The sequence below is a fragment of the Streptomyces sp. NP-1717 genome, from assembly GCF_022695985.1.
Lineage (GTDB): Bacteria > Actinomycetota > Actinomycetes > Streptomycetales > Streptomycetaceae > Streptomyces.
Genome location: NZ_JAAPBF010000025.1, coordinates 19,776 through 36,555 on the forward strand (window position 1 = coordinate 19,776; position 16,780 = coordinate 36,555).

The following is a 16,780-nucleotide window of genomic DNA, read 5'->3' on the forward strand; positions in this document are numbered from 1 at the left end:
TTCCGTGTTGTCGCGCGCCGTCGCCTACCTGACCGCACTGTTAACCCTGTCCGCACTGCTGCTGGCGCCCGGCGCCATGGCGGCCGACCCGGAGGCGGGCCAGAGACCCGCGGACCGTCAGACGGCCCGGGACACCGGCCGGAAGGCCGCCGCGCCCCCGCCCACCAGCGGCTTCGAGAAGGTCAAACTCGACGGCGGGCTGGGCATGGGGGAGCCGATCGAACTCTCCGTACTGCCCGACGGCAAGGTCCTCTACATCAACCGCGGCACCAGCGCCGCCGGCGGCCAGGTCCGCCTCTACAACCCGGCCACCAAGACCACGACGGTCGCCCTGACCCTTCCGCTGGACGCCCGCTTCGAGGACGGGCTGATCGGCATCACCCTGCACCCGAAGTTCGCCACCACCGGCTGGGTGATGCTCTTCTACTCGCCCAAGAGCACTCCACTGGTGAACCGGATATCCCGCTTCACCTTCAGCCAGAGCACCAACACGATCGCCCCGTCCAGCGAAGACATGATCATCGAGTGGCCGACCGAGCGTGAGATGTGCTGCCACTCGGCCGGCTCCATGTCCTGGGACACGGCGGGCAACCTCTACTTCGCGGTCGGCGACAACACCAACTCCGGCGGTGACGCGCAGGGCATGGCCCCGATCGACGAACGCCCGTCCCGGCACGCGCAGTTCGACGCCCAGCGCACCTCCGGCAACGCGAACGACCTGCGGGGCAAGATCAACCGTATCCACCCGGAGGACAACGGCACCTACACCGTCCCGAACGGCAACCTCTTCGCCAAGGGCACCGCGGGCACCCGCCCGGAGGTCTATGTGATGGGCGTACGGAACCCGTACCGCGTCTGGGTCGACAGACAGGCGAACAACACCCTGTACTGGGGCGAGGTCGGACCCGACGCGGGCGCCACCATCCCCGCGCGCGGCCCTGCGGCGTACGACGAGTTCAACCGCGCCACCGGCCCCGGGAACTACGGCTGGCCCTACTGCGGCGGCCCCAACGTGGCCTACAACGACTGGGACTTCGCGGCCAACCAGCCGCGCGGCTGGTTCCCCTGCGGCGGCGGCACCGGCCCGGTCAACAACTCCCCGCGCAACACCGGTATCCAGCAACTGCCGCCCACCAAGACCTCACTGGTGTGGGAGCAGCACGGCGGCAGCAAGGAGTGGCCGCAGCTCGACAACCCGGGCGGTTGCGGTTCGCCCAACCACACCGAGGTCTACCACTACGACGCGAATCTCAACTCCGACGTCAAGTGGCCCCAGTACTACGACAACAAGCTGCTGATCTCCGAGTACTGCCGCAACTGGATCAAGGAGGTCCAGTTCAGCAACGGTGACGCGAGCACCGGTACGCCCACGGCCATCGAACCGGTCCTGGACGGCATGAAGCTCGTCCACCCGATCGACATGGAGTTCGGCCCGGACGGCTCGCTGTACCTCCTGGAGTACGGCAGCGGCTACTTCTCGGGCGCCGAGGACGCCGGTCTCTACAAGATCAACTATGTGCAGGGCGGCCGGTCACCGCTGGCCAAGGCGTCCGTGAACAGGGACAACGGACTCGCGCCGCTGGCCGTCACGTTCTCCAGTGCCGGCAGCAGCGACCCGGACGGCAATCCGCTCAGCTACGCGTGGGACTTCACGGACAACGGCAGCACCGACTCCACCGCCGCCAACCCGTCCTTCACCTATCCCTCGAACGGCGACTTCCGGGCCAGACTCACCGTCAGCGACGGCACCGGGAGATCCGGCACGACGACCCTCCCGGTCGTCGTCGGCAACAACCGCCCCACGCTGACGATCTCGCAGCCACCGGCGGGCGGCGTGTTCGAGTGGAACGAGAACGTCACCGTCACGGCGTCGGCGACCGACCCGCAGGACGGACCGATCGACTGCTCGAAGGTGATCGTACGGATCGCCCTCGGCCACCAGGAACACGCGCACGAGGTCGCCGAAGGCACCGGATGCTCCACCACGTTCAACACCGGGCCGATCCACTCCGGCCTCGACGCCACGCAGTTCTACGTGGTGCGGGCCAGCTACACCGACAAGGGAGCCGCCGGCACCGTACCCCTGACCGGTGAGAAGGAACTCAGCCTGTGGCCCAAGAAGTGGCAGGCGGAGCACTACGCGCAGCTCTCCGGACCGCAGATCATCAACGCGGCCGGGGCCGAGGGCGGCAAACGCCTCGGCGACGTGCAGAACAACGAATGGGTCAAGTACCACCCGGTGAGCCTCAAGGGCGTCACCGGCATCAGGGCCCGGGTCTCCTCCGACAAGGCGGGGAACGTGGCGACCTTCCGGTACGACTCCGTCACCGGCCCCGTGGTCGGGCGGGTGACCGTGCCCAACACCGGTGGCTGGGAGGCGTACACCGACGTCAACGTGCCCGTCACGAACGCGGTTGAGCAGCCGCGTGATCTCTTCGTGGTCTTCACCGGCGGCTCCGGAGCCATTCTCGACCTCGACAGCTACACCTTCACCGGGCCCGGCATCAGCCGTCCCGCCACCCTGAACGGCCGTGGGAGTGATGCACAGTGACCACCGCGAGATCCCTGAGAACGAGCCCGCCCCCGAGGGGGAGAGCGGGACGGACACGCGGCGCCCGCCTCCTCGGCGCGCTCCTCGTCCTCGTCTGCACGGTGACCGGCCTCTCGGGGGTGTCACCGGCCGCGGCCTCGCCCACCGACGCCGCCTTCAACTCCTCGACCGGCGCCCTGAACGTGGACTACGCCAAGTACATGTCCAAGCACGACATCGTCTACAACCGGCCGACCACCGAACCCCAGCACGGCCTCACCGTGGGCAACGGCCGTACCGGCGCGATGGCCTGGCAGAACAACGGCCTCAACATGCAGGTCTCCGGCGTGGACACCTCCCAGCAGACCGCCTTCGGCGCCGGGATGATCAACCTGTCCACCACCCCGGCCATGGACAGCGGCTACTCCACCTTCCAGCAGCGCCTCTCCCTCTACGACGGCACCCTCACCACCAAGTACGACAACAACCGCACCGTCACGGTGATGGGGCAGCCCAACTCCGAGGTCATGGGCATCCATGTGGAGGACAGCCGCTCCGGGGTCTCCGCGATCACGCTCGACCTGAGCCTGTGGGACGTCTCCAACCTCGGCAACAGCGGTGACGTGCCGAACATCGACACCTGGCGGACCGTGTCCACGTACGCGGACTCCACCGGCGCCGGGCTCAGCCGCGGCCAGTCGGATCCGCAGAACTTCGGCTACACCCTCGGCGCGACCGTCGAGGGCGCCTCGTACACCGCGCGGGTCGTGGACGGCCGCAGGGTGCGGCTGTCGATCACACCGGACTCCAGCTACACCATCTGGTTCACCGCGAGCACCCGGCTCAACGCGCCGAGTCACAACTCGGTCGCCGAGGCCAAGCGCGCGCTGGCCGCGGTCAAGGCCACCGGATACACGAGCACCAACACCGCCTACCTCAACTGGTGGCACGCGTTCTGGCAGAAGTCGTTCGTCCAGTACTCCAACGGGTCCCGTGAAGCGGACTACATGGAGAACGTCTACTACCTCTCCACCTACATGATCGCGGCGGCCGGATACGGAAACTATCCCGCCCACTTCATCAACGGCGTCTTCCGGGCCACCGGGGACGCCACGAAATGGAGCAACGCGTACTGGTACTGGAATCAACGGGACATCTACAACTCGTTCCTCGCCTCCAACCACACCGACCTCATCGCCGGGTTCAACAAGCTCTACAGCCGCAATTTCGACGCGCTGAAGGCATACACCCGCACCCGGTACAACGTGGACGGCATCTGGGTGCCGGAGACGATGGGCTGGGACGGCAACGCGCGCGGCACCGTCAACAGCGACTACACGAACAACATCTGGTCGACCGGCACCGAGGCCGCGTACAACATGTACCTCCAGTACACGTACACGAACGACACCAACTACCTGCGGAACACGGCCTATCCGTTCATGCGCGAGGTCGCCAGGTTCTACCAGGCGAAACTGTCGTTCAACAGCTCCACCGGCAAGTACTACGTGGCCAGCTCCCACTCGCACGAGACGTACTGGAACGTCCCCAACGCGATCACGGACCTGGCCGCCGTACGCACCCTGTTCCCGCTCGCCATCAAGGCGAGCAACCAGCTCGGCCTGGACGCCTCGCTGCGTCCGCAGTGGCAGAACATCCTGGACAACCTGATCGCCTACCCGTCCGACACCAACGCCAACACCTATCTGCCGCACACACCCCCGATCGCCCAGACGCGCAACAACGAGAATGTCGCGGCCGAGATCATCTGGCCCTACGACCTCACCGGCATCGGATATCCCGACCAGCAGAAAGCGATCAACACCTGGAACGCCAGGCCCTTCCCGTACGGAAACGTATGGGCCAACGACGCGATCCAGGCCGCCAGACTCGGACTCGGGAACCAGACGCTCCAGGGCATGAAGACGATGCTCCAGAAGTACCAGAACTATCCGAACGGCATGACCAGCAACACCAACGGCGTCCTCGAATACCTCGGTGTGCACCTGGCCGCGACGAACGAATCGCTGCTCCAGTCGTACAACGACAAGATCCGGGTCTTCCCCGCCGTCCCCACCGACTCCACCTTCGTCGGCAAATTCAGTCTGCTCGCCAAGGGCGGATTCATGGTCAGCTCGGAGAGGGAGGCCGGTGAGGTCAAGTACGTCGGAATCAAGAGCCAGTTCGGCAACGCCGCCCGCGTCGTCAACCCGTGGGGGACACAGGAGGTCAGGGTCCGCAGGACCTCCGACAACGCCGTCGTGACGACATCCAGCAGCGCCGAGATCACCTTCAACACCGCGGCGAACCAGGTGTACGTGGTCGAGCGGACCGCCAAGCCGCTCGGTTCCTACACCTCGACGCAGCTCACCGGCACCGCGAACCAGGGCATGAAGTCGCTGGCCGGCACCAGCTCCACGCTGGGCTCGAACGCGACCTCCGACCCGATGGTGAACAACACGGCGCTCACGTACGACAGCAACTGGCACCTCACCAACAGCCGCGGCTACGGCGACTTCAACGACGACACGCACCACAGCACCACCGTGGACGCGGTGGCGTCGTACACGTTCACCGGCACCGGAATCCAGTATCTGTCCGAACGCAACGGCGACATGGGGACCGTCGACGTCTACCTGGACAACGTCTTCCAGGCGACGGTGAACCTCAGGGCCGACGGCGCGAGACAGGTCCAGCAGGTCGTGTGGCAGAAACAGGGGCTCGCACGCGGCTCCCACACGATCAGGATCGTCAACCGCAGCACGTCGGTGGGGATGGTGGACGCGCTGCGCATCACCCCATGACACCCCACTTCGGCCGCCGGCCCTGACCGTGGCCCCGCGCGGAGGGACGCCGTGCGGGGCCACACCCATGAGGTGGCGGGGGCACCCGGCATAGTGAGGGCATCTCCCGCGCGTCAGTACGGGTAGGCAGGGCCGGCCGGCCCGCCGGGAGAAGAAGGTGACGATGGATGCCGCAAGCCGGGAAAGCTTCCTGGAATTCGTGACGAACAGATCGACGGCCCTGCTGAGAACCGCGGTGCTGCTCAGCGGCGGCGACCGCCACGCGGCCGAGGACCTGCTGCAGAACGCGCTCGTCAAGGCCGCCGGCCGCTGGCACCGGATCGACGAACCGGAGGCGTACGTACGGCAGATCCTCTACCGGCAGCAGGTCAGCCGCTGGCGGCTGAAGGGCAGGCGCAAGGAACTCACCGTCGCCGAACCGCCCGACCCCGGCGCCGACGCCCGGACCGCGCACGCCACCGACGCCACCGCCGCTGCGGAACTGCGCCTCGTCATGCGCGACGCGCTGTCCCGGCTCACCGCGCGGCAGCGCGCCGTACTCGTCCTGCGCTACTTCGAGGATCTGCCCGAGGCCGACGTCGCCCGCCTGCTCGGTGTCTCGGTCGGCACGGTCCGCTCCACCACCCACCGCTCACTCGCCCGCCTGCGCGTCCTCGCGCCCGAACTCTCCCTGCTCGACCCGTCCGACGGCGGTCGACAGCAGCCTCCGTCCCGTGACTTCGCCCCCGTGGAGGTACGACCGTGAACGTCGAGGAACTCCTGCGGGAGTCGCTGCGCGAGCAGGCCGCCGACACCATGACCGCCCCCGCCGGCCTGGCGGACCGGGTCCTCGCGGGCCGGCGCCGGCGCCGGACACGCGCCCTCGCCGGGGCCGCCGCCACGACCGCCCTGGTGATCGCCGCCGCCGTGGCAGTGCCCGCCGCGCTCGACCGGGACGGCGAAGCCACTCGACTGGCGAGCGAGATCTCCCGCGGCAAGACCCTCACCCACGTCGACCAGTCGCCGCCGCGCGACCTGATTGCGGCCGGCGACCAGGCGCTCGCCGCGTACTACACGGTCCGTATGGACAAGCGGCCCAACCGCGACGAGATCATGACCCGCACCTACTCGGTGCTCGACCAGAAGACCGGCAGGTACGAGGTGGACGCCCGCTGGGCCTATCTGGCGGTCGCGCCCGGCATGCGCACGGCAGCGGTGCTGGAACGCCGGCTGCCCGCGACGCGCGTGGGAATTCTGGATCTGCTCACCAAGAAGGTCACGCGCTGGATTCCGGTCGAGGGGGGCGTCGGCGCGGTCGAGTTCTCCCCGGACGGGAAGCGGCTGATCGCCACGACGTACGACAAGAACCCGGACCACTACTACTGGTCGAAGAAGGTCCAGGTCAACGACACGATGGAGCCGCAGCGCGTCTACTCCCGGACGGGCTTCGCGATCGTCGACGTCGAGTCCGGCGAGTCCGACTGGCACGAGGTGCCCCCCTACAGGATGCCGGGGGACATCGAGGGGCTCGGTTCGGGCGAGAAGCTGCGGTTCAACGCCGACGGCACGCGGGTGTACGAGTTCATCAACATGGCCCCCGGCCGGATCTTCCGCGATCTGCGCGGCGAGGAGGTGGCGGCCCCGCCGAAGGAGAGGCATGTCGACCTCATGATGGCCCCGGCCGGACTCTCCCCGGACGGTGAACTCGTCGCGGGCGGCTTCGCCGGCGGAGCGCGTACGACGGCCACCGAGGTTCTCGACCCCGGCACCGGCGAACGCGCGGCCAAGCTGAAGGGCCAGGAACTCCTCGCGTGGGCCGACGACAAGCGGCTGATCGCCTGGGACATCGCGCCCGGCGGCAACGAGTTCGAGAACCGGCTCGTGCTGATCACCATCGGCAGCGACAAGGTGGTCTCGCTGAGCGGAGCCCGTACACCCAAGGACTACTCACCGGGCCGCTGGGAACCGGTCTTCGCCAGGCGCTGACGCCGCGTCCGGCGGACCCGGGACCGCCGGGGGGCGGCCCCGGAGCCGGTGGCGCCGGAGCGCGCGCAGCAGCACGGGGAGCCACGGGGCGGCGCCGGCGGCGAGCAGGAGTGACAGCAGCGGCAGGCGCCACCAGGACGAGAGGTGCGCCGGCGGCGGGGCCGGGGTCTCCGCGACCCATGGCCGGGCCGTCTTCGACCACGCGACGAACGCGTCACCGATCGGGATCAGCCCGAAGGCGTAGCGCTTCGTCCACGGGGTGCTGACCGGCAGGCCGAGCAACTCCCCGTAGTTGGCGATCCCTTCGGCGAGCGAGGTGTCGCCCTGGACCTGGGCGGCGCCGAGCGTGACGACCGTCGCCGACAGACTCACCCCGAGGGGGAGCGGCCCGGAGTCGACGTCGGCGGGGCCGTCCATGCCCTTCGGATACTCCCTCGTCGTCGGCCCGAGACCGAGCGGGGTGACGACGTACCGGTCACGGAAACGCACGTACTGCTCGCGGGCGAAATCCGGTTCGATGTCGGGGAGGAACCGGTGGATGATGCTCTGCGAGGTGCCCCTGGCGACTTCCAGGGGGTCGCCGGTGCCGGGGGCGACGCGGTGCGGCAGCAGTCCCGTACGGGGGTCGAGACGCTGCCGCACCTCGTCGATCCACCGCTCCACGGTGCCCGTGAACCGGGCGGGGAGCAGGGTGTCGTGCAGCCGCAGCGAGGCCATCGCCACGGTCGAGTCGACCGGCCACGCCTGCCCCGGATAGGCCGCCAGATAGGGCGACTCGGAGTCGTCGAAGGCCGCGCCGAGGGCCGCGGAGTCCGCCGCGAACCGCCGTATCTCCGCGCTCTCGCGCTCGCCCTCCGGCAGCAACGACAGCACGCCGCCGCGCAGCCAGTTGGTCCAGCCGCGGTAGAAGACCCCGTACGACGGCACCAGTTCGGCGCTGAATGCGGCCCTCCCCTCGGCCGAGTCCAGCCGCCCCAGCGCCCACCGCGACTCCCGTACCGCCTCGGCACGGGCCCCACCGGCCGGCTCGCGCATCCCCAACTCGACCCAGCTCAGGCCGTACAGCGCGTGCAGGAAGAAGTACCCCTCCGGGAACTGCTGTTGTGCCCCGGCTCCGGCGCCGTCGTCCAAGGCCGCGCGTATGAAGGTGAGTTGAGCACGTACTCCGCCGGGTTCACCGGCCGTGCCCCCGGTGGCGGGCGCCACCAGCCGCACCGCTCCGAGCAGCGCACACCCACTGACGATCACGGCGACCACGAGGCGCACCCGGCGCAGGACGTGACGCACGGGTGCTGACGGCTGCTTCGGCATCCGCCGATCCTATGCGCGGCAGGTCGGCCACGGCGGCGGACGTCGTCGAGGTGGCGCGGCACCGCGGCGCCCCGGCGCACGGCACCACCGGACGCCCGCCCACAGGTCGGGGGCCCGGTGTCCGACCCCCGTCGTACGCTGAATCCCCTACGAGCGGGACAGGAGGCCGGGGTGGGCGGGACGACGATGAGCGACGCGACGGTGGCCGAGGTGATGGCCGAGCTGGCCGAGCTGGAGGACGCGGGAGTTCGCGCGGTGAACGAGAGACACGGTGACGACCACGGTGTGAACCTCGGCAAGCTGCGCGCGCTCGCGAAGCGGCTGAAGACACGGCACGAACTCGCGTGCCGGCTCTGGGAGACGGACGACACCGCGGCCCGGCTGCTGGCGATCCTGATCTGCCGCCCCAAGGCGTTCGAGCGGGACGACCTGGACGCCATGGTGCGCCGGACGCGCGCGCCGAAGGTGCACGACTGGCTGGTGAACTACGTGGTGAAGAAGAGCCCGCACGCCGAAGCGCTGCGGACGGCCTGGTCCGCCGACCCGGATCCGGTGGTCGCGAGCGCGGGCTGGGCCCTCACCACGGAGCGCGTGGCGAAGAAGCCCGACGGTCTCGACCTCACAGGACTGCTCGACGTCATCGAGGCGCGGATGAAGGACGCCCCCGAGCGCCTCCAGTGGTCGATGAACAACTGCCTGGCCCGGATCGGGATCGAGCACGCCGGACACCGCACCCGCGCGATCGACATCGGTGAGCGCCTGGGAGTGCTCAGGGACTACCCCACGTCCCCGGGCTGCACGTCCCCGTTCGCGCCCACCTGGATCAACGAGATGGTGCGCCGGAGCCGGACCGAGTGACCCGCGTTCTACCGCTCGGGGACGACCGCAACCGGAGCGGAACAGCGGTGCAGGACGGCGTGGTTCATGTGCCCGACACGGGCGACGCCCCGCCGGCGGCGACGGGCTTCGAGGCCGAGCACCACCAGTGACGCCCCGGCACCGGCGTCCGCCAGTTCACGGGCGGGCTTTCCGCCCGGGGGGTGTTCCCGGACGGCGACGGCCGGATAGCGCTCCGACCACGGAGCCAGCGTGCCCCGAAGCAGCTCCTCGTCCCGCCCGGGCTCCGCCGCCCGCCGGACCTGATCGGCCTCCGGGCCGTGCGCCGACCGCGCCGGACGGTGCCGGCCGTGGATCACGTCGAGCCGTACCGAGCGCAGTGACGCCGCCTCGAAGGCGAACCCGAGCGCCTCCTCGTTCGGCCGGCCGGGATCGACGCCGACGACCACCGGACCGGGATCCTTCGTGCCGGACACGTCGTCCCCGCGCTCCCCGCCCTCGTACTCACCGTGCTCCGCCGCCCCACGGCCGGAACCGACGAGGACGACGGGCCGCTCGGTGACCGACACGGTGGCGGACGCCACCGACCCCCCGAGAAATCCGGCGCGTGTGCCGAGCCCTCCGACGCCGATAACCAGCAGCCCGCTCTCCGCGGCGGCGCGGCACAGCATCTCCGGGGGAGGCCCCGTCAACCGCTCCGTCGTGATGTCGAGGCCGGGGTACTGGCGGCGCAGCTCGGCCGCCGTCTCCACCGGCACCCGGCGGGACCACTGCTCGGCCATCTCGTTCGAGGCCAGCGACGCCCGCGCGTAGGGCTGCCACTCCCATGCGCTGACAAGCCGCAGCGGCGCGTCCCTGAGCGACGCCTCGTGCGCGCCCCAGCGGGCGGCCAGGACGCTCCCGGCCGTGTTGTTCATACCGACGGTCACCGGACGTGTCATACAGCGCCTGCCTCACTCCCGCTCCGGGACGATCGCGACGGGACAGGGCGCGTCACGCAGCATCGCGTGATCGACCTGCCCGAGCTGCGGGCCGAAGTCCCCGTGCGCCCGGCGGGCTCCGACGACGAGAAGATCCGCAGGGGCCGCCGCTTCCAGCAGCGTCCGGTGTGCCGTGCCCCGCACGACCACGCGCCGGACGGTCACCTCGCCGGCGTCCTCGCCCGCCGCGGACAGGGCGGTGTCCACGTACTCGTCCGCCTGCCGCTGGTACGTCCTCAGCCGGTCACCGCCGGACGGCGGACGTGGCACGGCGAGGTGGCGCGGGCCGCGCCAGGCGCGTACGGCCACGAGTTCGCACCCCCTCGACCGGGCCTCACGGAACGCGAAGCGCGCCGTCACGCCGCTCGCCGCGGTGTCTCCGACCCCGAGAACGACCCGACCGGGGCGGGCCCCGGTCTCCGGTTCCCGGCCGCGTACCACGACGACCGGGCAGCGGGCCCGCGCGGCGACGGACAGGCTCACGGACCCCGGGAACCGGCCGGTGAGCGGGCCGTGTTCGCGGGAACCCAGCACCAGCAGGGCGGCGTCGGCCGACTCCTCCATGAGCGCCGTCACGGGCTCGTCGGGCCGGATGTCGGTGGTCACCTCCACCCCGGCGGCCGGACCCCGGGCACGGTCCTTCGCCATCGCGACGAGACTCTCGGCGAGCACCTGCTCCGACGGACGGTCCTCGGCAGGCCCGGACCGTACTCCCTCGTAGTGCTCCCAGACGGACGCGTGGACGATCCGCAGCGGCAGACCCCGGCGCGCCGCTTCACCTGCCGCCCAGTCCAGCGCCCGGAAACCGCCCTCCGATCCGTCGACGCCCGCGACCACCGGAAGCTCCATCACTCCCACGGCCTCTCCTCCCGGGTTCGGGTTCCTGTGCCACTCCCTGTCGATCTGTCGATCTGTCGATCAGTCCTCGATCGTCAGCACCTCGTGGACGGAGCGGCGTGGTGTGCGGGGCCCTCGCGGGCCGTAGCCCAGCCGCAGGACCATCTGGACGTGCCCCGTCCCCGAGACCGGATCGCGCAGCAGCCACCGCAGGTCGGACCGTTCGAGCGCCTGGGTGGCGAAGGAACTCGTCAGCCCGTGCGACGTGGCGACGAGGAGTACACGTTCCAGTGCCTGCCCCGCCCGCAGCCAGTCGGCCGGCCCGTCCGCCGCCGTGCTGAGCAGCGCCAGCTGGGGGCGGTCCTCGAAGTCGGCCATGGGCCGGCCCTTCACCACGTCGAGCCCGGCGAAGTCGCGGGCGGGCGCGGTTCCGCCGCGTTTGCGCGGTCCGAACGCGTAGTCCGGCACCCCGTCCCTGCCGGCGTCGGCCCGGGAGTTCCTGGTCCACCCCGCCCTCTCCGCGTTCCGGTCGGGGTCCATGAGGTCGTAGCCCTCGGAAGCCTCGATCAGGTCCAGCACGGACCGCAGGTGCGGGCCGGAGAGAAACGTCAGCCCGGCGCCTTCGAGACGGGCAGCGCCGCCGAGCGTGTCCCGCAGCGCCTGCGGAATCTCACGCTCGGCGAACGGGAACCGGCTCGTGTGCCGTTCGCGGATCGCCGGATACAGCTCCGCCAGCGCGTCCCCGGACGTGGGGGGGCCGATCCGTACGGTCGCCAGCAGCTGTGGCGCCGACGCGTCGGGGAGCAGCGTCGTCTCGCAGCGCCGGCCGAGACGGGCGAGCGCCACCCGCAGATTGAGGAGCGCGGCCCCGCATCCCACGTGCAGACCCCGGCCGTCCCGGTCCTCGTGCGGCATGGCACGCGACAGATCCGCGGACATCGTGATCGTGCCGGTGCCCGGGGTGTACCGGAAGAGCCACGGCTGTGCGTTGTGCATCGACGGTGCGGCCGTGGCATCCGACACCAGCCCCGTCACCGTCAGCTCGTCGATCGTCTGTGCGGACACGGCGCCTCCCGGGCTTCGTCGTGCTTCCAGCGTGGCGGCGCGACGGGGTCCGGGGCAGGGGCCGACCGTCCCCTTCCCGGAGCCAGGTCGACCCCCTGTGGCAGACGGTCCCGGGGCCTGTCGCCGCCCGACAGGGCCGAGTGGCACCTGCTGCGCCCCGCCCGCCGGCGTCACGCTGGATGGTGTGACCCCGGTCCTGGGCGGATCACAGCCCGGACCCGGCGGCGCATCACCCGGAAGGGGGCCGTCATGAACCGTGCCGTGACCGTCGGCCTCGACGGCACGCCCGAATCACTCACCGCGGCCCGCTGGGCCGCGCGGGAGGCGGAGCTGCGCGGGGCGACCCTGCGGATGATGCACGCGTGGGTGCTGCTCTCCGAGGAGTGGGACCGGCCGCCCGCCAAGGAGGACGACCCGAACTACTGGCCGAAGTGGATCGTCGAGCAGGCGCGGAGAAGCGTCGAGCCGCTCCACCCCGGCCTGCCCGTGGTCGAGGACCTGGTGGCGGAGGATCCGGTGGACGCGCTGCTGGCGGCGGCCGAGGAGTCGGACCTGCTGGTGCTCGGTTCGCGGGACATGGCACCCATGGCGAGCTACTTCCTCGGCGACATCGGACTGCACGTCATGGTGCGGGCACGCGCCCCGACCGTATTCGTGCGGGCGCGTGACGACTCCGTACCGGCCACCGACGAGGGCGACGTGGCGCTGGCCCTCGGCCTGCACGGCCCGTGCGACGAACTGCTGGAGTTCGCGTTCGCCGCCGCGGCCCGGCGCGGAGTCACGCTGCGCGCCGTGCACGGCAGGAACCTGCCGGCCTCCGCCTACACACGGGGCGGCATCGTCGCCGACCCGTACCTCCCCGGCGTGGTCATCAGGGGCGCCCAGCGGGAGCTGGCCGACACGCTCCGCCCCTGGCGCGAGAAGTTCCCGGACGTGCGGGTGGTCGACACCGTGCGGGCGGAGAGCCCGGCGAAGGCTGTCGTACGGGGAGCGGCGGGCGCCGGCCTCCTCGTCGTCGGCCGCCGGGAGAAGCGGCCGAGGGCCGCGGCACGCGTCGGCAACGTCCTGGGCGCGGCCGTGCACCACGCACCGTGCCCGGTGGCGATCGTCCCGCACAGCTGACACGACGGTGCGCGGGACCGGCAGGACACACGGGGAGGGGCGCATGCCCGTACCCGGCAGACGGAAAGGCGACGGCGGGGGCAGGAGGAGGCGACCACGATGACCGACACGGAGCCGGACCATGGTTTCCGGCCCGACGCCCCCGTACCGCACCGCTCCGACCTCGGCCGCCGGGTGGCGGTCCGGCGCCAGGAGCTGGGGCTGACCCGTGAGGACGTGGCGGTGCGCGCGGGCTCGGCCCCCGGCTACATCCAGTACCTGGAGGAGTGCGTGGCGGCGCCCGGCACGGGGTTCCTGCTGCGCCTGGCCGACGCGCTGGAGACCACGGTCACGGAGCTGGTCGGCGGGTCGGCCGATCTGCCGCCCGGCCTCGGGGCGGCGGGCTTCGATCCCGAGCTGACCACGCTGAACGCGGAGGAGTGCCGGGGGCTGCTGTCCACCCACGGGGTGGGAAGAGTGGCCGTGAGCCGGCGCGGCGCGCCCGCGGTGTATCCCGTGAACTACACCGTCGACGACGACCTGGTGGCCTTCAGGACCTCACCGGAAGCGGCGCCGGCGGACGCCCGTGACCAGTCGGTCGCGTTCGAGGTGGACCACATCGACGAGGCGTTCAGCCAGGGCTGGAGCGTTCTGGTCATCGGCGACGCCCACACGGTCACCGATCCCGGGCGGATACTGCGCCTGGAAGAGCGCGCCCACACCCTGCCCTGGGCCGGCGGCGACCGCGGACTGTGGATCGGTGTCACGCCGACCGAGATCACCGGGCGCCGGATCCGGCAGCGGCGGAGCGGGCGGCCCGCGTAGGGCGCCGGGCGAAGGCGGCCGGCACGGCCCGGCCCCGCGGAGGCCGGTCGGCCGGGGCCGCGTCCCGGGATGCGGTGACGGAGCCAGTCGCTACCGTGGAAATGCGGGCCTCGTGGAGGCCCCGACGGCAGGACTGCCCCGACGGAGGACTCGTGGGCGACGACACGGGCAGGAACGGCGACGACGACGTACGAGGACGGCAGGACGTCCTGCCCGCGGAGCTGCGGGCACAGCTCGGCGCCGTACAGCACGGCAATCCCGAATCGGTGCAGACCCTGCTCCAGGCCGTACTCTCCGTCGGACGGGAACTGGACCTCCCCCAGGTGCTGCGCCGCATCGTCGAAGCCGCGGTGGTGCTGGTGGACGCCGAGTACGGAGCCCTGGGCGTCGTGGAGGAGGACACGAGGCTCTCCCAGTTCCTCACCGTCGGCGTCGACGCGGACCGGGCGGCCGCCATCGGACACCTTCCCCGAGGGCACGGCATCCTGGGTGAACTCATCCGCCACCCGAGGCCGTTGCGCCTGTCCGACCTGACGAGCCATCCGGCGTCCTACGGGTTTCCGCCGAACCATCCCCCCATGCACTCCTTCCTCGGCGTGCCGATCAGGGTCCGCGACACCGTCTTCGGCAACCTCTACCTGACCGAGAAGCGCGGCGGCGGGGAGTTCGACGACGACGACGAGACCGTCCTGTCCACGCTCGCCGTGGCCGCCGGGGTCGCGATCGAGAACGCACGGCTCTACGAGACCGCGAGGGACCGGCAGAGCTGGCTGCGGGCCAACGCGGAGGTCGTCGCCGACCTGCTGTCCGGGGCGAACGAGGCACAGGTGCTGCGGCTGATCGTCGACCAGGCGCGCCACATCCTCTCCGCCGACCTCGGGGTGCTGGCCCTCCCCGACAGGGACGGCGCGTCGCTGCGGGTCGCCCTCGCCGCCGGGGTCGACGCGGACGCGCACCGCGGTCTGCTGCTGCCCCGGGAGGGTTCGTTCGTCGGCGCCGCTCTGCAAGCCGGAAAGCCGCTCATCAGCGCCGATGTGGAACACGACCCCAGGATCACGGCGGGACCGCCCCGGTGGGGCGGGCTGGGACCGGCCGTCGCCGTGCCGATGATCGCCAGCGAGGAGGCGCGGGGCGTCCTGCTGCTCGCCAGGCTCCGCTCGGGCGCGCGGTTCACCGGGACCGAGACGGCGCCCCTCCAGACGTTCGCCGCACAGGCGGCGCTGGCCATGGAGCTCGCCGAGCGCCGGCGCGCCTCCGAGCAGATGACCGTGCTGGAGGACCGCGACCGGATCGCCAGGGATCTGCACGATCTGGCGATCCAGCGGCTCTTCGCCACGGGGATGACCCTCCAGAGCGTCGTCCGGTTCGTCGACCACCCCGGTGCGCAGGAGCGACTGCTGCGGGCCGTGGACGACCTGGACGAGACCATCAAGATCATTCGCTCGACGATCTTCGGGCTGCGTGTCCGTGAAGCGGGACGCTCCCACCGGGGGCTGCGGGGGCGCGTCACCGACACGGTCCAGCAGGCGGTGCGCTCCCTCGGCTTCACCCCGTCCCTGCGGATGGAAGGCCTGCTCGACACGGATGTCCCTGCCGAGGCCGCCGAGCATGTCGTCGCCGTACTGGCGGAGGCGCTCAGCAACGTCGCGCGGCACGCGCGGGCCGGCTCCGCGTCGGTGTCGCTGGTGGTGCGCGGCGGCGTCCTGACGCTGTCGGTCGCGGACGACGGGGTGGGCATCGGGTCGGAGGGCCGCAGGAGCGGGCTGACGAACCTCGCCAAGCGGGCGCAGGGACTCGGCGGCACCATGACGCTCGAAGCGCCGGGCGACGGGGGTACGCGGCTCGTATGGACGGTGCCGGTCGTCCCGGGCTGATCCCCCTCGCGGTACGCGGTCGGGAGAACGCCGAACGGGCCGTTCGGGCCACCCCCGATGCCGGACGGCCCCTGCCCGTGCCCGGCCACGGCAGGCAGTCTTGGATACCAAGACCCGTCCGGCGCGATGGTGGGACCGTCGCCGGAGCGGACCCGGGAGGTACGGCCATGACCATGACCCTGCTGAACGCTCTGCCCGGTCAGGGGCGGGAGCGTCTGATGAACTGCTCCCGTCCGGTGTCCTTCGCGGCCGGCACCCGGATCTTCGAGGACCGCGGTCCGGCGGACCGGTTCTGGGTCATCCGCACGGGCGCGGTCAATCTCGATCTGCACGGGCCCGGGCAGAACGCGGGCACGCTGGAGATGCTGGGCCACGGCGACCTGCTGGGATGGTCCTGGCTGGTACCGCCGTACACGTGGCGTCTGGGCGCCGAGGCCTTCAGCATGGTCCGGGCGGACGAGTTCGACGCCCGCGCCGTACGCGCTCTGTGCGACGAGGACCCCGTACTCGGACTGGAACTGACCCGCCGGGTGCTGGAGGTCGTGGCGGACCGTCTGCAGGCGACACGGGTCCGTCTGCTGGGCGTGTACGCCCCCCACGGCAGCGACAGCACCTTGGCCGTCGAGTGACGGGGCCGAGTGCTTCCGCGTT

13 protein-coding genes are annotated in these 16,780 nt (G+C 71.1%); 9 read left to right on the top strand and 4 right to left on the bottom strand.

From position 1 onward, the window contains the following. Window positions 1-4 precede the first annotated feature (4 nt). The 4 genes from GXP76_RS08230 to GXP76_RS08245 all read left to right on the top strand — a co-directional run bounded on the left by GXP76_RS08230 (window position 5) and on the right by GXP76_RS08245 (window position 7,299). The gene (locus tag GXP76_RS08230; RefSeq protein ID WP_242570773.1) at window positions 5-2,551 is read left to right on the top strand and encodes a PQQ-dependent sugar dehydrogenase; all 2,547 of its coding nucleotides are present in this window, start codon (window positions 5-7) and stop codon (window positions 2,549-2,551) included. Continuing rightward, a complete protein-coding gene (locus tag GXP76_RS08235) occupies window positions 2,548-5,334 on the top strand; it encodes a glycoside hydrolase family 95-like protein (RefSeq protein WP_242570774.1) in 2,787 nt (928 codons plus the stop codon). The genes GXP76_RS08230 and GXP76_RS08235 overlap by 4 nt, the downstream gene beginning before the upstream one ends. Before the next feature lie 163 nt (window positions 5,335-5,497). Continuing rightward, the gene (locus GXP76_RS08240; RefSeq protein ID WP_242570775.1) at window positions 5,498-6,079 is read left to right on the top strand and encodes a SigE family RNA polymerase sigma factor; all 582 of its coding nucleotides are present in this window, start codon (window positions 5,498-5,500) and stop codon (window positions 6,077-6,079) included. Continuing rightward, entirely contained in the window at window positions 6,076-7,299 is a 1,224-nt protein-coding gene (locus GXP76_RS08245; protein WP_242570776.1) for a hypothetical protein, read from the top strand. Before GXP76_RS08240 ends, GXP76_RS08245 begins: the two co-directional genes overlap by 4 nt. Here the strand turns inward: GXP76_RS08245 and GXP76_RS08250 are convergent. Next, window positions 7,261-8,610 carry a hypothetical protein gene (locus tag GXP76_RS08250; RefSeq protein WP_242570777.1) on the bottom strand — a complete coding sequence of 450 codons (1,350 nt, stop codon included), beginning with the start codon at window positions 8,608-8,610 and terminating at the stop codon, window positions 7,261-7,263. The two genes, GXP76_RS08245 and GXP76_RS08250, sit on opposite strands and share 39 nt — an antisense overlap. 186 nt (window positions 8,611-8,796) lie before the next feature. Here GXP76_RS08250 and GXP76_RS08255 point away from each other — a divergent pair, with 186 nt between their 5' ends. Further along, entirely contained in the window at window positions 8,797-9,468 is a 672-nt protein-coding gene (locus GXP76_RS08255) for a DNA alkylation repair protein (RefSeq protein WP_242570799.1), read from the top strand. 8 nt (window positions 9,469-9,476) lie between these two features. Here the strand turns inward: GXP76_RS08255 and GXP76_RS08260 are convergent, their stop codons facing one another. The 3 genes from GXP76_RS08260 to GXP76_RS08270 all read right to left on the bottom strand — a co-directional run bounded on the left by GXP76_RS08260 (window position 9,477) and on the right by GXP76_RS08270 (window position 12,329). Continuing rightward, complete coding sequence (locus GXP76_RS08260; protein ID WP_242570778.1) at window positions 9,477-10,388, bottom strand: universal stress protein; 912 nt, start codon at window positions 10,386-10,388, stop codon at window positions 9,477-9,479. Window positions 10,389-10,400: 12 nt separating this feature from the next. Continuing rightward, window positions 10,401-11,276: a universal stress protein gene (locus GXP76_RS08265; protein WP_242570800.1), complete on the bottom strand. Its 876-nt coding sequence runs from the start codon at window positions 11,274-11,276 to the stop codon at window positions 10,401-10,403. Window positions 11,277-11,345: 69 nt separating this feature from the next. Further along, complete coding sequence (locus GXP76_RS08270) at window positions 11,346-12,329, bottom strand: nitroreductase (protein WP_242570779.1); 984 nt, start codon at window positions 12,327-12,329, stop codon at window positions 11,346-11,348. Window positions 12,330-12,578: 249 nt separating this feature from the next. Between GXP76_RS08270 and GXP76_RS08275 the strand changes: the two genes are divergently transcribed. From GXP76_RS08275 to GXP76_RS08290, 4 genes are all read left to right on the top strand, one after another. After that, window positions 12,579-13,451, top strand: coding sequence for a universal stress protein (locus tag GXP76_RS08275; RefSeq protein ID WP_242570780.1), 873 nt, complete (start codon window positions 12,579-12,581; stop codon window positions 13,449-13,451). Between the two features lie 99 nt (window positions 13,452-13,550). Beyond that, window positions 13,551-14,255, top strand: a complete 705-nt coding sequence (locus tag GXP76_RS08280; protein ID WP_242570781.1) for a pyridoxamine 5'-phosphate oxidase family protein — start codon at window positions 13,551-13,553, stop codon at window positions 14,253-14,255. A gap of 152 nt (window positions 14,256-14,407) precedes the next feature. Then, a complete protein-coding gene (locus GXP76_RS08285) occupies window positions 14,408-16,129 on the top strand; it encodes a GAF domain-containing protein (protein WP_374360195.1) in 1,722 nt (573 codons plus the stop codon). 167 nt (window positions 16,130-16,296) lie between these two features. After that, window positions 16,297-16,758 carry a cyclic nucleotide-binding domain-containing protein gene (locus GXP76_RS08290; RefSeq protein ID WP_242570783.1) on the top strand — a complete coding sequence of 154 codons (462 nt, stop codon included), beginning with the start codon at window positions 16,297-16,299 and terminating at the stop codon, window positions 16,756-16,758. The last annotated feature ends 22 nt before the right edge of the window (window positions 16,759-16,780 follow it).

Coding starts and splice junctions, on each gene's coding strand:
- GXP76_RS08240 (WP_242570775.1), top strand. CDS start 5,498: ATGGATGCCGCAAGCCGGGAAAGCTTCCTGGAATTCGTGACGAACAGA.
- GXP76_RS08250 (WP_242570777.1), bottom strand. CDS start 8,610: ATGCCGAAGCAGCCGTCAGCACCCGTGCGTCACGTCCTGCGCCGGGTG.
- GXP76_RS08255 (WP_242570799.1), top strand. CDS start 8,797: ATGAGCGACGCGACGGTGGCCGAGGTGATGGCCGAGCTGGCCGAGCTG.
- GXP76_RS08260 (WP_242570778.1), bottom strand. CDS start 10,388: ATGACACGTCCGGTGACCGTCGGTATGAACAACACGGCCGGGAGCGTC.
- GXP76_RS08265 (WP_242570800.1), bottom strand. CDS start 11,276: ATGGAGCTTCCGGTGGTCGCGGGCGTCGACGGATCGGAGGGCGGTTTC.
- GXP76_RS08275 (WP_242570780.1), top strand. CDS start 12,579: ATGAACCGTGCCGTGACCGTCGGCCTCGACGGCACGCCCGAATCACTC.
- GXP76_RS08280 (WP_242570781.1), top strand. CDS start 13,551: ATGACCGACACGGAGCCGGACCATGGTTTCCGGCCCGACGCCCCCGTA.
- GXP76_RS08290 (WP_242570783.1), top strand. CDS start 16,297: ATGACCATGACCCTGCTGAACGCTCTGCCCGGTCAGGGGCGGGAGCGT.